Here is a 16,736-nt window from a genome sequence, read left to right on the forward strand (position 1 = left end):
GTGCTGCTAGTGCGGCGGCGGCGGCCCTTCCTGCTGCCAACCGCCGCCAAGCGCGAGGAAAAGGTTGACCTGATCGAGCGACAGCTGCGCGTCGTTCTCGGCGGCGGATGTCTGCGCCTGCACATAGGTGCGCTCAGCATCAAGGCTGTTCAGGTAGGGAACGCGCCCGGCCTCGTAGAGGAGGCGGTTCTGCTGTGCGGCCTGAGCCGAGGCGTCGAGCGCCTGCTGTAGCGCGGCACCACGTCGCAGGCGTTGCACGTAAGCGTCGAGCGCCGTCTGCGTGTCGCGCAGCGAGTCGAGCACGGTCTGGTCGAAGGCGGCCAGCGCCGCGTCAGCGCCGGCCTGCGCCGCCAGCACGCGGGCGTGCGCGCCGTTACCGGGAATACTCCATGAGACGAGCGGACCAATGGACCAGCTGCGCGTGAGATCGTTGCCGAAGTCCTCAAGCAGGCCATTGGCGCCGATCGAGGCGCCGATGCTGATATCCGGATAGAGCGAGGCAGTCGCCACGCCGATACGAGCGGTCGCCGCCGCGAGCCGGCGTTCCGCGGCGCGCACGTCCGGGCGGCGGCGCAGCAGCGCGGCGCCATCGCCAACCGGTATAGGCCGCCGCAGCTGCGGCGCGTCCTCGCACGCGGCCACCTCGGGCGGCAAATCAGCCGGCGTGCCGCCAAGCAGCGCGGCGAGCGCATAGTCGGCGGCGTTGCGCCGTGCGGTCAGCGGTGGCAGGGCCGCACGCACGAGTTCGGCCTGGGCCCTCGCGCGCGCGACGTCGGTAGCGGTGCCGCGGCCGGCGTCGAGCATGCGCTGGGCGATCTCCTGGCTGCGCTCCTGCAGTGCCAGCAGATGCTGGGTCACGTTCAGCTCGTGGCTGGCGTGGCAGCGCTCTACATATTCACGCGTGACTTCTGCGACCACAGTGATGCGCGCCAGATCCATCGCCGCCTGGCTGACCTGCACGTCGGCGCCCGCCGCCTCGGCGCCGCGCCGGATCTTGCCGAAAAAGTCGAACGCGTAAGAGACACTGAAGCCGCCGACTGCGACATTGAACGGCGGTAAGGGCTCAGTCTGCAGCAGGCTCTCGGCCGAGATCTGTGCACGCGAAACGGAGAGGTCCACACTCTCGTCCCAACCACCAGCGCTGCGCGCCACCTGATAAATGGCCGCCGCGCGCCGCAGGTTGGCGTCGGCCTCTCGCAGGCCGGCATTTGCCTGCAAAGCCTGTCCGATGAGGCGGTCGAGTAGGGCGTCGTCGTAGAGCTTCCACCACTGCGCAGGCAGATCTTCGCGGCGCTCCGTGCCCGGCGCTCCCACCTCGCCCGCTAGCTCACCCTGGACGTGAGGGCGGTTAATGACCGCTTCGTCGGGCAGCCGATAGTCGGGCCCCGCGGCGCCGCAAGCCGCGAGTCCCGTCAGCGCCAAACCGAGCGCCGTCGCGCGCAGGCGTTTCATGAGCCGCTCGTGGCCGGTTTCGCGGCGGCGTTCGGCGCATTCTTGTCGGCGGCGGCGTCGGGCAAAATCGTCACCGTGGCACTGCGACCTGTCACCAAGCGCACGCCGCGCGGCACCGCGTCGATGGCGATACGCACCGGGATGCGTTGTGCCAGGCGCACCCAGTTAAAAGCAGGATCGATGTTGGGCAGCAGATTGCTGCCGGCGCTGCGATTGCGCTCGGTGACGCCGGCCGCGATGCTCTCGACATGACCGCGAAGCCGCTCGCGCTCACCCATCAGCCGGATGTAGGCGCGCTGGCCGATCTCGATGCGGGCCAGCTTGGTCTCCTCGAAGTAGCCGTCGACATGCAGCGTCGCGGTATCGACGACAGACAGCACCGCGTGCCCGGTGCTCACGTAGTCGCCGACCCGTACGGTGCGGTCGTTGACGAAGCCGTCGACCGGACTGCGAACCTCCGTGCGCTCGAGGTTGAGTCGCGCGACGTCAAGCGCGGTGCGTGCCGCCTGCAGCGCAGCATCGGCCTGTGCGAGCTTGGCTCGGCTCTCCTCGGCAGACTCTCCGGCGACAAGATTGCCGAGCCGCGCGTTGCGCGCCACTTCGCGCTGCAGCTGAGCCACGGCCGCCTCGCGCTCGCGGATGTTCGCCTCGGCCTGATCCTGCGCGAGCCGGTAGCGCGCCTGGTCGACAACAAAGAGCACCTCGCCCTGGCGTACCGGCCCGTTGTCGCGGGCGCGCACTTCCGTGATGAGGCCCGAAACGTCCGGCGCGATCTGCACCACATCGGACTGCACGTACGCGTCGCGGGTCCAGGGATCGTCGTAGTAGTACCGCCACAGGTGAATGAGGATGAGCACTGCGACGGCAGCCGCGGCTAGCGTGAGCAGCACCGGTCCGATGGACTTAAACGTGGGTTTCATGACATCGCCTGCCTGACGAGGAGCAGTAGAAGCCACAGTACGACAACGTACAGGGCGGTATTAAATAAGGCCGGGTGCCAGACCCAGCGGTAAAATCCGAAGCGTGCGAGCAGCATGCGCAGCCCGGCCTTGATGGCGTAGGCGGCTACCATCAGTACGAGCAGTGCTGGGAAAAACACACCGTAAACATCGAACTGGCCGGGCATAGGATCAGCTGGTGGACGGAAGGAGGCCCGCCACCTCCGCCGCCGTACCCGTCGGGGCGTCGGGGCGAGGGCGAAGCAGCGCCAAATATAGACCTACCAGCGCCTGCGCGGCCCGATCGACGCTCGGGTTCGAGCGCTCGAGCAGCAACCGCTGCGCGCTGCGGCTCAGGCGTCTGTGAAGGGTGTCGGATAACTCGAGCATGGTGCCGGCGTCCAGACACGCGCGGTAATGGACGGCGACAGCATGCAACGAGCGGCCGACCAACCCAGCTGCCCGTGGCGGCAGCTGGCGACGCTGCTCCTGAAGATCGGCCAGGCGCTGATATACGCGCAGGTCGCGGACAGCGTCGAGCTGGGCCAGTGGGCGGTCTTTGAGCAGCGCGACACGGGGCAGCAGCTGGGCCGTCCGATCGATCATTCGCGACATGCCATCGGCCTGCGCCCGCCCGGCGGCGAGCCTCATCAGATCGCGCCAGCCAGCGCGCGCGAGGCGGTGGGCAATCTGCTCAGTACCGAACGGTTTGGTGATCGACATCCACATCAGCACAAAGACGAGGCCGAGGGCTGCGCTCAAGCTGCCGTTGGCAAAGCTCTCGAAATTGGCGACGTAGCGACCGTGCAGGCCAAGATCGGAGATGGCCTGCGTGAGGAACAGCATCACGGCCATATTGTACTGCGGCATGCCGGTGAACGCGGCCACGAGCAGCAGACATGGCGCGAGTACCGTCACAAGGCCCGCATAGCTGCGCACCCATGGTAGTAGCAGGAAGATATACAGCAGGGATGTAAGCGTGGCGACTAACATCCAGAAGAGAAACTTGTTCAGGGCGGGCATCGGATCGTCGAGCGCCGCGAAGAAGCAACAGGTTACCGGCACCAGCAGTACCCCGCCGCTGCCGAATGTCCATCCTGAGATGATCCATAGCATGCAGGCGATGAACGTCGCCGCCGCCGCCGAGAGCGACGAGAATGCCATCAGGCCGTAATCGTAATGGCGCGTCCTGTCATCGACACCGCGCAGGTGATAGCGCAGCGTCACCCGCGCATTGCTGCCCGCATATGCCGAATGCAGCGCGACGCAGTCCTGCCAGAGGTCAAGCAGCCCCTCCAGTTGCAATAGCGCATGGCGCGCCAGCGCGTGATCAACGTCGTTGCCAGCGCAGTCGGCAAGCAGCGCAGCGGCCTGCGCGCGCAGACGTCCAGCCGGGCCTGGATCTCCACTGCGGTCTGCCATCCACGCCGAGACATCGGAAACGAGCGAGGCGACGGGGCCCGCCAACGCGGCCCTGCGCGCGCGCAGCGCCTGCAGCGGCTCGATCAGGTCCGAAACCTGAGGCACCAGCATCAGCAGCCGAAGCCGGAGCTGCCGCGCGTGCGCGATCTGAGCGCGGTCGTAAGCGTCGTAGCTCATCTGCCGGATCAAGGCATCGAGCGCGGAAATGTCCGCAACCAGACGGTGGCGTCGGTCCGCGCCGGGTTCGACCGCTGCCAGCAACGCGCCAGACCAAGAGGCAGCGTCATCGAGCAGCTGTTGCATCCGCACCTCGAGCATCGGGCCCATGCGCCGAGGAAAAACCAAGGCGTTAATGAACGCAGCGCAGGCGATGCCCAGCAGGATCTCTTCGCTGCGCGCCAGCGCCAGATCGAAGATCTGCTCCGGGTGAAGGAGCGCCGGCAGGCTTATCAGCGGCATGGTGTAAGCCGACAGCATGAAGATGTAACCGCTCGGCGAGGGATTCAGCAGCGCGAGATACAGCAGGATACCGACCCACAACGACACCGCCAGGCACATCAGCACCGGGGTCTCGACAAACGCCGGCACCAGCGCGACGGATGCGGCGGCGCCGATGAGCGTGCCGCACGCGCGGTAAATCGCCTTGGAATGTGTGGCGCCCGAAAGCGGATGGGCGACAACGTATACCGTCGCCATCGCCCAGTACGGGTTTTGAAGCGACAGCAGCAGCGCGAGATACAACGCCAGCGACGCGGCCGCGAATGCCTTCGCCGAAAACAGCCATTCGCGCCAGTCGGGCAGCATCATGCTGATTCCCGCTCGCCCTCTGCGCTCGCTTCCGCCAGCAGGCGCTGGACGCGCAGAACGGCCTCGACCTCCTTGCGCTGCAGGCGCCCGAGCACGCGGCAGCGCAATTCCTCGATGCGCGCCTCGAGACGATCGGCGAGTCGCCGCCCGGCTTCAGTCAGCTCGAGCAGATTGGCGCGCCGGTTATCGCGGTCCGTGACACGGCGAACCAAACCCGCCTCGCAGAGCTTGTCGAGATGACGCACCAGCGTCGGCCCCATCACACCGACCTGTTCCGCAAGCGCCACCTGGTAGAGTCCGGCACTGGCGCGGCCAATCAGGATCAGCGGCGTCGCGCTGGCGGTCGACAGCCCACAATCGCCGATGGCCTGCTCGACCAGCCGGTGCCACTGGCGGCTCGCGGGCGCGAGTCCGGCCGTCATGTCGGCCCGCAGCGCGCCCAGAGACTTTGCGCTAACCATGGCCTCGGGCGGTGATGTTGCTCTGGATGCGGCGCAGGAACTGGGCAAGCAGCACACGCTCGGACGCCGTGAAGCCCTCGAGCGCCTGCTCGCCGCGGTCGCCGACGATCGCCCAAAACCCCTCCAGCAGCGGTTGCGCCTTGCGCGTCACGAAGACGTGGAATACGCGCCGGTCATCCTCGTCTACCTCGCGGCGGACCCAAGCGTCCTTTTGCAGCCTGCCGATGATCTGCGTGATAGTCACTGGGTGGACCTCGACATCCTCAGCAAGCTCGACCTGTGCAAGGCCCGGCTGCATCGACAGGCAGGCCAGCGCGGCGATTTGCGAGCGCGTCAAGCCCAGATGCTGGGCGCAGCGCCGCAAGTCCTGGCGCAAGCGCAACGCCGCGTCGAGCAGCAACTGCGGAGCGGTCGCGCCGGAGATTCCGGTGAAATTCATGGCTCATCTTGCGTCGGAAATATAGTGCGTGCGTTGGCGGTGGCTCGGCACCCGCCTCCGAGGGAGGCTCGAGGCGTAGTGCCGCGCCCATGCCGGGAGGCCGCCGCGTGATTGAATTTAGCAAGCAGCCTATCAGATTGCAAGCTAATTGTTAGCTTGTTAACGTTTAAGGCGATGCCTGCGGCGCTCTCCCCGCGCGACACATGCGATGGCGCATTACTTGTGCCGTTTCCATAATCGTATGGTTTCCATAATATATGGAAGCCTATGTTAGCCGGGATAATGTGTGCGCGACGACGATGCTTTCGGCTTTCTACTGGTGACGGCTACCAGACTCATGCGCGCGCGCTTCGAACAAGCGCTCGGCGAGGCCCGGCTGGATCTGACGCCTGCCGAGGCGCGAACGCTCGTCGCCGCGCAGCGCCGCGGCCCGGTGCGCCAGGCGGAACTCGCTCTGGCGCTCGGCATTGAGCCGATGACCTTGGTCAATCACCTAGATCGCCTCGAATCGCGGAGCATGGTCCGCCGCGAAGCGGCACCCCTGGACCGGCGCAGCAAACAGGTCATCGTCACCACCACCGCCAAACCGGCGATTCGGCGCATCCGGCGCGTGCTCGACCAGGCCACTGCCTCGGCCCTGGCATCGTTCTCCGCGCAGGAGCGCAGTCAGTTCGCCGACTTTCTGGAGCGCCTATGTCACGCGCTCCATCCCGACATGGCGCGTAGCGCCGTCGACACGCCGGATTGACATGGCGCCGCCACGCTTGGCCGTAGCGCTGCGGTCCGCACCGCGGCCCCGAACGACGATTCTCCCGTGGTGCTGAACATCCCGCGTTCCGCGCTGCTGTTCTCGGCGAAGAACTTCCTCGCCGGGATGCTCGCTTTGTATATCGCGCTGCGTGCAGGCCTCGGAAGTCCGGCTTGGTCGGTGGTTACAGCCTATATCGTGGCGCAACCGCACGCCGGCGCCTCGCTCTCCAAGGCGACCTACCGCGTCTGCGGCACGTTCGTCGGCGCCTGCGCGTCGATCTTCCTGGTGCCGCCGCTCGTGCAAACGCCAGCGATGCTGATCCTCGCCGTTGCCGCTTGGCTGGGCTTCTGCGTCTTCGCATCGATTGTCGACCGTACCGCGCGCGGCTATCTGTTCGCGCTCGCCGGCTACACGAGTTGCATCATCATCTTTCCGATCCTGGCGCATCCGCAGGATGTCTTCTCCTACGGCCTCTCACGCTTCGAGGAGATCTCGATCGGCATCGTCTGCAGCGCCGTGGTCCATACCGTCGTACTACCGGCGTCCACGATGCCGGTGCTGCGCCAACGCCTTCAGCGGGCCCTGGCGGACGCCCGAGCGGCCTGCGCCGACGCACTGCTGTCGGACGCGGAGGCGCGCGTCGGCGCCGACCGCCAGCGGCTGGCCGTGGCGATCAACGAATTGCACGAGCTTCTGTTGCACCTGCGTTTCGAGGCTCCGCACAGGTCTTCGCAGGCGCGGGCCGTCCGCGCCACGCTGGCGAGGATCGAACGGGTGATGCCGCTGTCGATGGCGGTCGCCGATCGCGTCGCCGAACTCCGACGGTTCCCCCCCCTCCCGTCCGCGCTGCGCGAATGGCTGACTCAGGCGCAGCAGTGGTTCGCCTCCAACGAGGCGGCGCAGCCCCTCGCCGCCACCGCAGGCGATTTGCTGCGGCGTCGTGAGGCGCTGCGGCCGCCACTGGACGCGCCGCTCGACTGGCCGTCGGCGCTCGCCGACAACCTCCTTGAGCGGACGGCGGAGCTGATCCGCCAGCAAGTCTCAATCCTGCGCCTGCAGGGAGTGGCGAACGCGAGCATCGCCGCTGCCGGCTCCGACGATTCGGCGGGCGACGGCGGCGAGGCCGAAACTTCCCCGCCGCGTGAGATCGATCGCGACCTGCGCGGCGCCGCCGGCGCCGGCCTCGCGACCGCGCTGACGCTTCTGCTCGGCAATGCACTGTGGGTCGCGTCCGGCTGGCCGGACGGTTATGGCGCAGTCATGATGGCCGGGGTGTACTTCGCGGTCTACTCGGGCACTTCCGATCCGTCGCAGATGCTCAAGAACAAGCTTGTGGGCGTCGCCCTGCGTCTGCTGATCGGCGCGGTCTACGTGGTCGCGATTCTGCCGGCGATCAGCGGCTTCGACGAACTGGTACTGGCGCTGGCGCCGTCGCTGCTGGTTATCGGCGTGCTGATGGCGCTGCCGCGCTACAGTGCGATGAGCTTCAACTTTGTGGTCGGCATCTTTAGTCCCAGCATCGTCGACCGTAGCTTCCACACCGACTTTCAGGCCTACCTCAACGCCGGCGTCGCCACGCTGCTCGGCATCTACTTCGCGATGCTCATGGTCAGTGTGACGCGTTTCCTCTGGCTCGACGGCGTGGTGCGCAGGACGCTCGACGCCGGTCGCGCCGACATTTCGAGCCTGCGCTACGTCCGCGAAGCCTCGCAGGCGGCGTGGCGCAGCCGCATGGCGCATCGCATCGCCCTGCTCACGCCGCGCCTAGCAGCCATCCCCAGCGAGGCAGCGGCGCGGCCCGACGCTGCCCTACGCGACATGATGACGGGCAGCGCGCTTGCCGAGCTGCACGCTGCTGCGGCGCGGGCGCCCGAACCCGTCGGCGGCGCCCTGCGTCACCTCGTCGAACAGGTCGCCGCGCACTTCGGCGAGTTGCGCCGCGCGCCGGGGCTAGCACCGCCGCTGAACCTGCGTGCAGCGATCGACGAGCGCCTGGCTCAGGCTGCATCTGCGCCGACCGTCGACGCCAAGTCCGTGCTGGCACTTACTAGTCTGCGCAGGAATCTGTTCGCGGACGACCATTCGGTCCCGGCAGGCATGGCGCCGGCCACCTGAACCCCGCGCCTCGATGGCGGCTCACCGCACCGCGGAGAGCGTTCCGGGGGCGAATCAGGTGTGTACTGCGTCTGCGTGCGCGCAGCATCACGCGAAATTCTTCCGAGGTTCCTTGGCGGTGCGCAGCAGCGGCGACTGCTCAATGTGCAGGCGCTCCGCCACGCGTGCAGGTGGTGTTCTGCAGCCAATGCGAGAGAGCAACGAAGATGTGGATTTCTGCTCTGACGCCTTTAATGCGATGTGACCGGCGCAGGCCATGCCTCAGCCGGTCTGTCGATGATCAACCCTGCCTGCCTAGAGGCGCAACCGCACTGGTCTCCTGGCTGGGCGGAGCTTGTCGATCGACTGAAGATCTGGTGGAAGGCCTTGAGCCTTCGGAGCACCCGCTCGCCTTCGTTGCGAAGGCGATACCAGAGCGACCACACCCGGCTGGCCGCATCACGGTCGTCACCGATGCGCGCAAGGCGATGACGTCGGGATGCCCGGATCGCGCCCTGAGCTGGTTTGTCGACCGCGGCGTTGCCTTAGAGCAGGTCGATGACCGACATCGGCTAGTCCCGCTCTAGGCCCTTCGCCACAACGCTGACCCAGCACACTATCCGCCACGTCTTCACGAAGCCCCTTACCCCAGAATCGCGCAGATTCGCATCCTCTGCGGGGGCACTCTCAGGCCGAGCGCGCGTGCCGCAGGCGGCGCTGCTCGACGCTGTTCGCCAAATGGCGCAGCAGCTCGGCGGTGTCGTCCCAATGGATGCAGGCGTCGGTGATCGACTGGCCGTAGCACATGTTCGGGCCGATCTCCTGGCGGCCTTCGCGCAGATGCGACTCGATCATGCAGCCGACGATGCGCTCGTCGCCGCCGGCGATCTGGTGGCCGACATCGTGACCGACGACGATCTGCCGCTTGTGCTGCTTGCTCGAATTGGCGTGGCTGAAGTCGATCATGACCTGCGGCCTGAGGCCGGCCTTGGTCAGCGCCGCGCAGGCGGCATCGACGCTCTTGGCGTCGTAGTTGGTGCCGGCGCTGCCGCCACGCAGGATGATGTGACAATCGGCATTGCCGCTGGTCTCGAAGATCGCCACATGGCCGTCCTGCGTCAGCGACAGGAAGCGGTGCGGATGCCTGGCCGACATCACCGCGTCGACCGCCACCTTCACCGAGCCTTCGGTGCCGTTTTTGAAACCGACCGGGCAGCTCAGCGCCGAGGCCAGCTCGCGGTGCAGCTGCGATTCGGTCGTGCGCGCGCCGATCGCGCCCCAGGCGACGAGGTCGGTCAGGTACTGCGGCGTGAGGATGTCGAGGTATTCGACGCCGGCCGGGATGCCCATGTCGTTGAGCTTGAGCAGCAGCTCGCGGCCGACACGCAGGCCCTTGTTGATGTCGAAGCTGTCGTTGAGGTCCGGATCGTTGATCAGGCCTTTCCAGCCGACCGTGGTGCGCGGCTTCTCGAAATACACGCGCATGACGATCAAGAGGTGCTTGTCGAGCTGGGCGCGCAGGCCCTTGAGGCGCTCGGCGTATTCGAGCGCGGCCTTCGGGTCGTGGATCGAGCAGGGGCCGACGATCACCAGCAGGCGGTCGTCGCGGCCGTACAGCACGTCCTGGATTTCGCGGCGCGCGTCGAACGTCGTCTGCGCGGCGCGTTCGCTCGCCGGCAGCTCGGCCTGGATTTCCGCCGGCGTGGAAACCGGACGGATCGACTGGATACGGGTGTTTTCGGTGACGACACGCATGACACGACCTGCTGCAAAGCTGAAAACGGGCGTCGATGCTAACAGTTTCGCCAGCGCTCCGGGCCGGAGCCGGCCGGCCGTGTTTCCCCGGCGCGGCGCGGCAGGCACAATCGCCCGCTCCTGCCCCGACCCGAGCCGGATTCCGTCCATGCCGCCGTCCGTCCGCCTGCCGCTGTTCGCCGCCGCCTTCGCCGTCAGCCCGCTCGCCTTCGCCGACGCGGCCAGCGACGTGCCGGCGGCGCCGTTCGTGTTCGGCACCGTCAACCAGGCCGCGCTGGCCCGCCACGCGCCGCTGCCGACGCCGCAGGCCGACAGCACCGGCAGCGGCGGCCGCATCAGCATCGACTGGACCAACGAGTACGTCGCTGACCAGAACCCCAAGGAAACGCTGGTGCTCGACGGCGAGACAGTGCGTGTCGGCCTCGCCGGCCGCGTGCGGCTCGGTGGCTGGCTTCTCGGCGCGGAAGTGCCGCTGCTGTTCAGCAGCGGCGGTACGCTCGACGGCCTGATCGAGAACTGGCACGACTGGTTCGGCCTGCCGAACGGCGGCCGCGAGCTGGAGGCGCGCAACCGCTACCGCTACCAATACCTGCGCGAAGGCCGCACCGTGCTCGATCTCGACAGCGGCAGGAACGGCCTCGGCGACGCGCGCCTCAGCGCCGGGCGCTGCTTCGCCGCCGGCGGCTGCCTGCGCGCCATGCTGCAGCTGCCGAGCGGCGACGCCGATCGCCTCATGGGCGGCGGCCTCGGCGGCGCGCTCTGGTACGAGCAGGGCTATGCGCTCGGCCACAGCGGCTTTTCCGGCGCGCTGGCCGCCGGCGTCTCGGCGCTGCGCGCCAGGGGCCCGCTCGAGGACCAGCAGAAAACCGTGATCCCGTTCGGCTGGGCCTCGCTCGGCTACGCGCTGACGCAGCGCCTCGACGCCGGCCTGCAGCTGTACCTGCACGGCCCGCTGTACGACGATTCCGATCTCGACGCGCTTTCCGAAATGGGCGGCCAGCTCGCCTTCGGCTTCCGCTGGCGCGCGGCGCCGGAAGTCTCGGCCTGGCTCGGCGTGCAGGAGGACATCATCACCGAGTCCTCGCCGGACTTCTCGATCCACGTCGCCGCCGATTTCCGCTGAGCCCCCGGCGCGTGGGGTTCCTAACAGCGCGTTGACATAGCGCTGCCTAGAGTGCCGGTCTCGTCACCGGCCGTCCGCGAGAAACGGTCCCGCCCTGCGGCCGGCCGACCATCCGGGTCTCCAGCCAGCCATGCGGTGCGCCATGAAGAAAATCCTCATCCTCGGGGTCAACGGTTTCATCGGACATCACCTGTCCAAACGCATCCTCGAGACCACCGAGCACAGCGTGTTCGGCATGGACATGAACGCCGACCGCGTCGGCGATCTGCTCGGCCACGAGCGCTTCCACTTCTTCGAGGGCGACATCACGATCAACCGCGAATGGATCGAGTACCACGTGCGCAAGTGCGACATCGTGCTGCCGCTGGTGGCGATCGCCACGCCGGCCACCTACGTGCAGCAGCCGCTGAAGGTCTTCGAACTGGACTTCGAGGCCAACCTGCCGATCATCCGCCAGTGCGTGAAGTACAAGAAGCGCGTGCTGTTCCCGTCGACCTCCGAGGTCTACGGCATGTCCGACGGCGCCGCCTTCGATCCCGAGCAGTCGCCGCTGACCTACGGCCCGATCAGCAAGTCGCGCTGGATCTACGCCTGTTCGAAGCAGCTGATGGACCGCGTGATCCACGCCTACGGCCAGGAGGAAAGGCTCGACTACACGCTGTTTCGGCCGTTCAACTGGATCGGCCCCGGCCTCGACAACATCCACACGCCGAAGGAAGGCAGCTCGCGCGTGGTCACGCAGTTTCTCGGCCAGATCGTGCGCGGCGAGCCGATCAAGCTGGTCGACGGCGGCGCGCAGCGCCGCACCTTCACCTACGTCGACGACGGCATCGGCGCGCTGATGCGCATCATCGAGAACGTCGGCGGCCGCGCCACGCGGCAGATCTACAACATCGGCAATCCGGGCAACAATCACTCGGTGCGCGAGCTGGCGCAGATGATGCTGAAGCTGGCCGCCGAATTCCCCGAGTACCGCCGCAACCTCGGCCGCGTGCAGCTGATCGACACCACGTCCGAGGCGTACTACGGCAGCGGCTACCAGGACGTGCAGAACCGCGTGCCGAACATCGACAACATCGGTCGCGATCTCGGCTGGCAGCCGAAGGTCGGCATGGAAGACGCGCTGCGCAACATCCTCGCCTTCTACCGCCACCAGATCTCCGACGCGCGCGCGCTGGTCAGCGAAAGCGAAACGGCGCTCGCCGCCGCCTGAGATGAGCGCCGTCCCGCTCCCGCCGCTGCGGCAGGACGCCGCCGGCAGCGCCGCGCCGGCGGCCTGGCGCCCGCGCCTGCGCGCCGCCGTCATCGTCTTCGTCGTCGCCGTCTGGCTGCTGCCGCTCGGCTACCGCAACCTGTTCGAGACCGACGAAGGCCGTTATGCGGAAATCCCGCGCGAGATGACGGTGAGCGGCGACTGGATCACGCCGCGCCTCAACGATCTCAAGTATTTCGAGAAGCCGGCGCTGCAGTACTGGATCACCGCCGCCAGCTTCGAGGCGTTCGGCGAATCCGCCTTCACCGCGCGCCTGTGGAACGGCATCGCCGGCCTGCTGACGGTACTCGCCGTCTGGCGCACCGGGCGGCAGCTGTGGGGTCCGCGCGGCGGCGACTGCGCCGGCCTCGCCGCCACCGGCATGGCCGGCCTGATCGCCGGCAGCCAGGCCCTGACGCTCGACATGGGCGTGACCCTGTTCCTGACGCTGGCGCTGTGCGGCCTGCTGCTCGCCTTCGACGCGCGCAACGACGCGGCGACGCGGCGGCGCCTGATGCTCGGCGTGTGGGCGGCGATGGCCGGCGCGGTGCTGAGCAAGGGCCTGATCGGCCTCCTCATCCCCGGCACGGTGCTCGTCCTCTACAGCCTCGTGCAGACGCAGTGGCGCTTCTGGCGCGAACTCGAGTGGCTGCGCGGCGGCGCGCTGTTCCTGCTGCTCGCGGCGCCGTGGTTCGTGCTGGTCTCGCTGCGCAATCCGGAGTTCGCGCGCTTCTTCTTCGTGCACGAGCATTTCGAGCGCTTCCTGACCACCGAGCATCATCGCGAGGGCCCGCTGTGGTACTACGTGCCGCTGCTGCTCGGCGGCCTGCTGCCCTGGGTGACGATGCTGCCGGCGGCCGCGCGCCTGAACTGGCAGCACGCGCCGCAGCACGCGCGGCTGCACGCGGGGCGCCTGCTGCTGATCTGGAGCGCCTTCGTCTTCGTGTTCTTCAGTGTGTCCGGCTCCAAGCTGCCGCTCTACATCCTGCCGCTGTTTCCGGCCGCCGCCCTGCTGCTCGGGCCGCATCTCGAACGGATGGCGGCGCCGAGCCTGCGCCGGCATGCGCAGCTGCTGGCGGCGTTCTGGCTGCTGATCGCGGTGATCGCGCCGCTGGTGCTGCTGCGCCTGCACAGCGCGCGCACGCCGCAGGCGCTCAACGCGGCGTTCGCGCCCTGGGCGGCCGGCGCGGCGGCGGCGTTCGTGATCATCGCGTTCATCGCCGCGCGCGAGGCGGCCCATGGCCGGAGCGGTCGCGCCGTGCCGCTGCTGGCCGCCGCCGGACTGGTCACGCTGCAGCTGCTCAACACGGGCTTCCAGGCCTACGCTCCGGTGCGCTCCTCGCGCGGCATCGCCGCGCAGGTGCAGCCCTACCTGCATCCGCAGACGGCGCTGTTCATCCTGCAGCAGTACGATCAGACCCTGCCGTTCTACCTGGAGCGCCCGCTGACCGTCGTTGGCTGGACGGGCGAGCTGGCGCTCGGCCGCGCCCAGGAGCCGTGGAAGATGATCGACGACCTGCAAGGCTTCGAGCAGCGCTGGCGCGAAGCGCCGGACGCGATCGCCTTCGCCACGCCGCAGCTCGCCGCGCGGCTGCAGGCCGAGGGCCTGCCGATGACGATCATCGCCACGTCGGTCCGCGACGTCGCCTTCCGCAAGCCATGAGCGCGACACGATGAAGGGCATCGAATTGGCGCTGGTCCTCGGCGGCGTGCTGCTGAACGCCATCGCCCAGCTGCTGCTCAAGGCCGGCACGCGCGCCATCGGCCATTTCGACTACAGCCTCGCCAACCTGCGGCCGATCGGCTTCGCGCTGGCGACGCAGCCGACCATCGTCGGCGGCCTCGCCTGCTACGCCATCAGCGTGGTGGTGTGGATCATGGCGCTGTCGCGCGTCGAGGTCAGCGTCGCCTATCCGATGCTGTCGCTCGGCTACGTCGTCAACGCCGCGTTCGCCTGGTGGCTGTTCGGCGAGGCCGTCACGCCGCTGCGCCTGCTCGGCATCGGCATCATCATCGCCGGCGTCTACATCGTCGCCCGCAGCGGCGCCGCCACCGCGTAAGTCATGACCACGAGCATCAGCGATTTCCTGCCGATCACCCGGCCCTCGATCGACGAGGACACCATCGCCGCGGTCGGCGAGGTGCTGCGTTCCGGCTGGATCACCAGCGGGCCGCGCGTCAAGGAATTCGAGGAGACGCTTTCCGCGCGCTTCGGCGGGCGGCCGGTGCGCGCGGTGAACTCCGGCACCGCGGCCCTGGAGCTGGCGCTGCGCCTGTGCGGCATCGGCGCCGGCGCCGAGGTCATCACCACGCCGATGAGCTGGGTCGCCACCGCCGGCGTCGTTCTCGAAGTCGGCGCGCGGCCGGTGTTCGTCGACATCGACCCCGTCACGCGCAACCTCGATCTCGAGCGCGTCGAGGCGGCGATCACGCCGCGCACGCGCGCCATCATCGCCGTCGACCTCGCCGGCCTGCCGCTCGACCGCGATCGTCTCTACGAGATCGCCCAGCGCCACGCGCTGCGCGTGATCGAGGATGCCGCGCAGTCGATCGGCGCGCGCTGGCGCGGCCGCGAGATCGGCAGCTTCGGCGATCTGGTGGCGATCAGCTTCCACGCCAACAAGAACATCACCAGCGCCGAGGGCGGCTGCCTGGTGATGAACAGCCGGGAGGAGGCGCGCCTGTTCGACAAGCTGCGCCTGCTCGGCGTGACGCGCCACGCCGACGGCGGCATGGACGTCGACGTGCAGGGCTGCAAGGCGAACCTCACCGACGTCGCCGCCGCCATCGGCCTCGGCCAGCTGCGCCGCCTCGACGCGTTCAACGCGCGGCGCCGCGAACTCGCGCGGCTCTATTTCCAGCACTTCGATCGCACGCTCGGCGCCGAGCTGCCGCCCGACGACGCGGCGAGCGCGCCGGCGCAGGGCAACTGGCACATGTTCCAGGCACTGCTGCCTTTCGAACGCTGCGGCCTGACGCGCGGCCGGTTCATCGAGCGCATGAAGGCGCGCGGCATCGGCATCGGCGTGCATTACCCGGCGATGCATCTGTTCACGCTGTTCCGCAACCTCGGCCATGGGCCCGGCGATTTTCCGCAGGCCGAGCGCGTCGGCGCGCAGACCGTGACGCTGCCGCTGTTCCCGGCGATGCGCGACGAGGACGTGCTGCGCGTGTGCGCGGCGCTGCGCGAGGAACTGGCGCCGCGTCGCGCCGGCGCGGGAGCATGCGCATGAGCGCTCCGCAACTGTCGGTCGTGGTGCCGGTGTACAACGAGGAGGCGGTGCTGCCAGCGTTGTTCGCGCGGCTCTATCCGGCGCTCGACGCGCTGCAGATCCCCTACGAGCTGATCTTCATCAACGACGGTTCGCGCGACCGCTCGCTGGCGCTGCTCGCCAAGCAGCAGGCGCTGCGCGCCGACGTCACGCGCGTCATCGTCTTCAGCGGCAATTTCGGCCAGCACCGCGCGATCCTCGCCGGCTTCGCCCACGCGCGCGGCGCGCGCCTGGTCACGCTCGACGCCGATCTGCAGAACCCGCCGGAAGAGATCGGCAAACTGCTGGCGAAGATGGACGAGGGCCACGACTGCATCGGCTCGATCCGCGACCAGCGGCGCGGCGACCTGGCCTGGCGCGGCTGGGCCTCGCGGGCGCTCAACCGCGTCCGCGAGCGCACGACGCACATCCACATGACGGACCAGGGCTGCATGCTGCGCGCCTACAGCCGCCGCATCGTCGACGCCATCAACCAGTGCCAGGAGCGCGACACCTTCATCCCGGCCCTTGCCTACAGCTTCGCGCTCAACCCGGCCGAAGTCGTGGTGCGCCACGAGGCGCGCGCCGCCGGCGAGTCGAAGTATTCGCTGTACAAGCTGATCCGCCTCAACTTCGATCTGATGACCGGCTTCTCGCTGCTGCCGCTGCAGATCTTCTCGATGGGCGGCATCCTGATCGCGCTGCTGTCCGGCCTGCTGGTCGTCTATCTCGCGCTGCGCCGCCTGTTGCTCGGGCCGGAAGCCGAAGGCGTGTTCACGCTGTTCGGCATCGTCTTCTTCCTGCTCGGCGTCTGTCTCGCCGGCATCGGTGTGCTCGGCGAGTACGTCGGCCGCATCTACCAGGAAGTGCGCGCGCGGCCGCGCTATCTCATCGCGGAGATTCTCGAAGGGCGCCGCGAGCCATGAGCGCGCGACACGGTGCTTCGCGCACAGCGCAAACGGGTGCGGGAGCGCGCTCGGCTCACGGCGAT

At 68.2% G+C, this 16,736-nt stretch carries 15 protein-coding genes; 8 read left to right on the top strand and 7 right to left on the bottom strand.

Features of this window, described 5'->3' with window-relative positions:
- Positions 1 to 6: 6 nt before the first annotated feature.
- Genes K344_RS0112990 through K344_RS23085 form a run of 6 tightly spaced genes read right to left on the bottom strand, consistent with a single transcriptional unit; the run spans position 7 to position 5,519 of the window.
- On the bottom strand, positions 7 to 1,452 hold the full coding sequence (locus tag K344_RS0112990) for an efflux transporter outer membrane subunit (RefSeq protein WP_028081029.1): 1,446 nt from the start codon (positions 1,450 to 1,452) through the stop codon (positions 7 to 9).
- On the bottom strand, positions 1,449 to 2,372 hold the full coding sequence (locus K344_RS0112995) for an efflux RND transporter periplasmic adaptor subunit (protein ID WP_028081030.1): 924 nt from the start codon (positions 2,370 to 2,372) through the stop codon (positions 1,449 to 1,451). Before K344_RS0112995 ends, K344_RS0112990 begins: the two co-directional genes overlap by 4 nt.
- Entirely contained in the window at positions 2,369 to 2,578 is a 210-nt protein-coding gene (locus K344_RS0113000) for a DUF1656 domain-containing protein (protein ID WP_028081031.1), read from the bottom strand. Before K344_RS0113000 ends, K344_RS0112995 begins: the two co-directional genes overlap by 4 nt.
- A 4-nt stretch (positions 2,579 to 2,582) precedes the next feature.
- Positions 2,583 to 4,619: an FUSC family protein gene (locus K344_RS0113005; protein ID WP_028081032.1), complete on the bottom strand. Its 2,037-nt coding sequence runs from the start codon at positions 4,617 to 4,619 to the stop codon at positions 2,583 to 2,585.
- Positions 4,616 to 5,080 (bottom strand): MarR family winged helix-turn-helix transcriptional regulator, encoded by a 465-nt coding sequence (locus tag K344_RS0113010; protein WP_028081033.1) that lies wholly within the window; start codon positions 5,078 to 5,080, stop codon positions 4,616 to 4,618. Before K344_RS0113010 ends, K344_RS0113005 begins: the two co-directional genes overlap by 4 nt.
- Positions 5,073 to 5,519 carry a MarR family winged helix-turn-helix transcriptional regulator gene (locus tag K344_RS23085; protein ID WP_051362204.1) on the bottom strand — a complete coding sequence of 149 codons (447 nt, stop codon included), beginning with the start codon at positions 5,517 to 5,519 and terminating at the stop codon, positions 5,073 to 5,075. Before K344_RS23085 ends, K344_RS0113010 begins: the two co-directional genes overlap by 8 nt.
- 286 nt (positions 5,520 to 5,805) lie before the next feature.
- Here K344_RS23085 and K344_RS23090 point away from each other — a divergent pair, with 286 nt between their 5' ends.
- Together K344_RS23090 and K344_RS21625 are read left to right on the top strand one after the other, a co-directional pair.
- Positions 5,806 to 6,267 (top strand): MarR family winged helix-turn-helix transcriptional regulator, encoded by a 462-nt coding sequence (locus tag K344_RS23090; protein WP_157622930.1) that lies wholly within the window; start codon positions 5,806 to 5,808, stop codon positions 6,265 to 6,267.
- Positions 6,268 to 6,333: 66 nt separating this feature from the next.
- Positions 6,334 to 8,385, top strand: a complete 2,052-nt coding sequence (locus K344_RS21625) for an FUSC family protein (protein WP_043114463.1) — start codon at positions 6,334 to 6,336, stop codon at positions 8,383 to 8,385.
- Between the two features lie 666 nt (positions 8,386 to 9,051).
- Here the strand turns inward: K344_RS21625 and K344_RS0113030 are convergent.
- On the bottom strand, positions 9,052 to 10,119 hold the full coding sequence (locus K344_RS0113030) for a 3-deoxy-7-phosphoheptulonate synthase (RefSeq protein ID WP_028081034.1): 1,068 nt from the start codon (positions 10,117 to 10,119) through the stop codon (positions 9,052 to 9,054).
- A gap of 148 nt (positions 10,120 to 10,267) precedes the next feature.
- Here K344_RS0113030 and K344_RS0113035 point away from each other — a divergent pair, with 148 nt between their 5' ends.
- From K344_RS0113035 to K344_RS0113060, 6 genes are all read left to right on the top strand, one after another.
- Positions 10,268 to 11,242, top strand: a complete 975-nt coding sequence (locus K344_RS0113035; protein ID WP_028081035.1) for a DUF3187 family protein — start codon at positions 10,268 to 10,270, stop codon at positions 11,240 to 11,242.
- A 142-nt stretch (positions 11,243 to 11,384) separates the two neighbouring features.
- Entirely contained in the window at positions 11,385 to 12,455 is a 1,071-nt protein-coding gene (locus K344_RS21630) for a bifunctional UDP-4-keto-pentose/UDP-xylose synthase (protein WP_051362206.1), read from the top strand.
- Between the two features lies 1 nt (position 12,456).
- Positions 12,457 to 14,157, top strand: a complete 1,701-nt coding sequence (locus K344_RS0113045; RefSeq protein ID WP_084197403.1) for a glycosyltransferase family 39 protein — start codon at positions 12,457 to 12,459, stop codon at positions 14,155 to 14,157.
- A gap of 10 nt (positions 14,158 to 14,167) precedes the next feature.
- Complete coding sequence (locus K344_RS0113050) at positions 14,168 to 14,554, top strand: EamA family transporter (RefSeq protein WP_028081037.1); 387 nt, start codon at positions 14,168 to 14,170, stop codon at positions 14,552 to 14,554.
- 3 nt (positions 14,555 to 14,557) lie between these two features.
- Positions 14,558 to 15,727 (top strand): DegT/DnrJ/EryC1/StrS family aminotransferase, encoded by a 1,170-nt coding sequence (locus tag K344_RS21635; RefSeq protein ID WP_043114465.1) that lies wholly within the window; start codon positions 14,558 to 14,560, stop codon positions 15,725 to 15,727.
- Complete coding sequence (locus K344_RS0113060; RefSeq protein ID WP_028081038.1) at positions 15,724 to 16,671, top strand: glycosyltransferase; 948 nt, start codon at positions 15,724 to 15,726, stop codon at positions 16,669 to 16,671. The genes K344_RS21635 and K344_RS0113060 overlap by 4 nt, the downstream gene beginning before the upstream one ends.
- Positions 16,672 to 16,736 lie beyond the last annotated feature (65 nt).

Source organism: Solimonas soli DSM 21787 (assembly GCF_000474945.1).
GTDB classification, from domain to species: Bacteria; Pseudomonadota; Gammaproteobacteria; order Nevskiales; family Nevskiaceae; genus Solimonas; species Solimonas soli.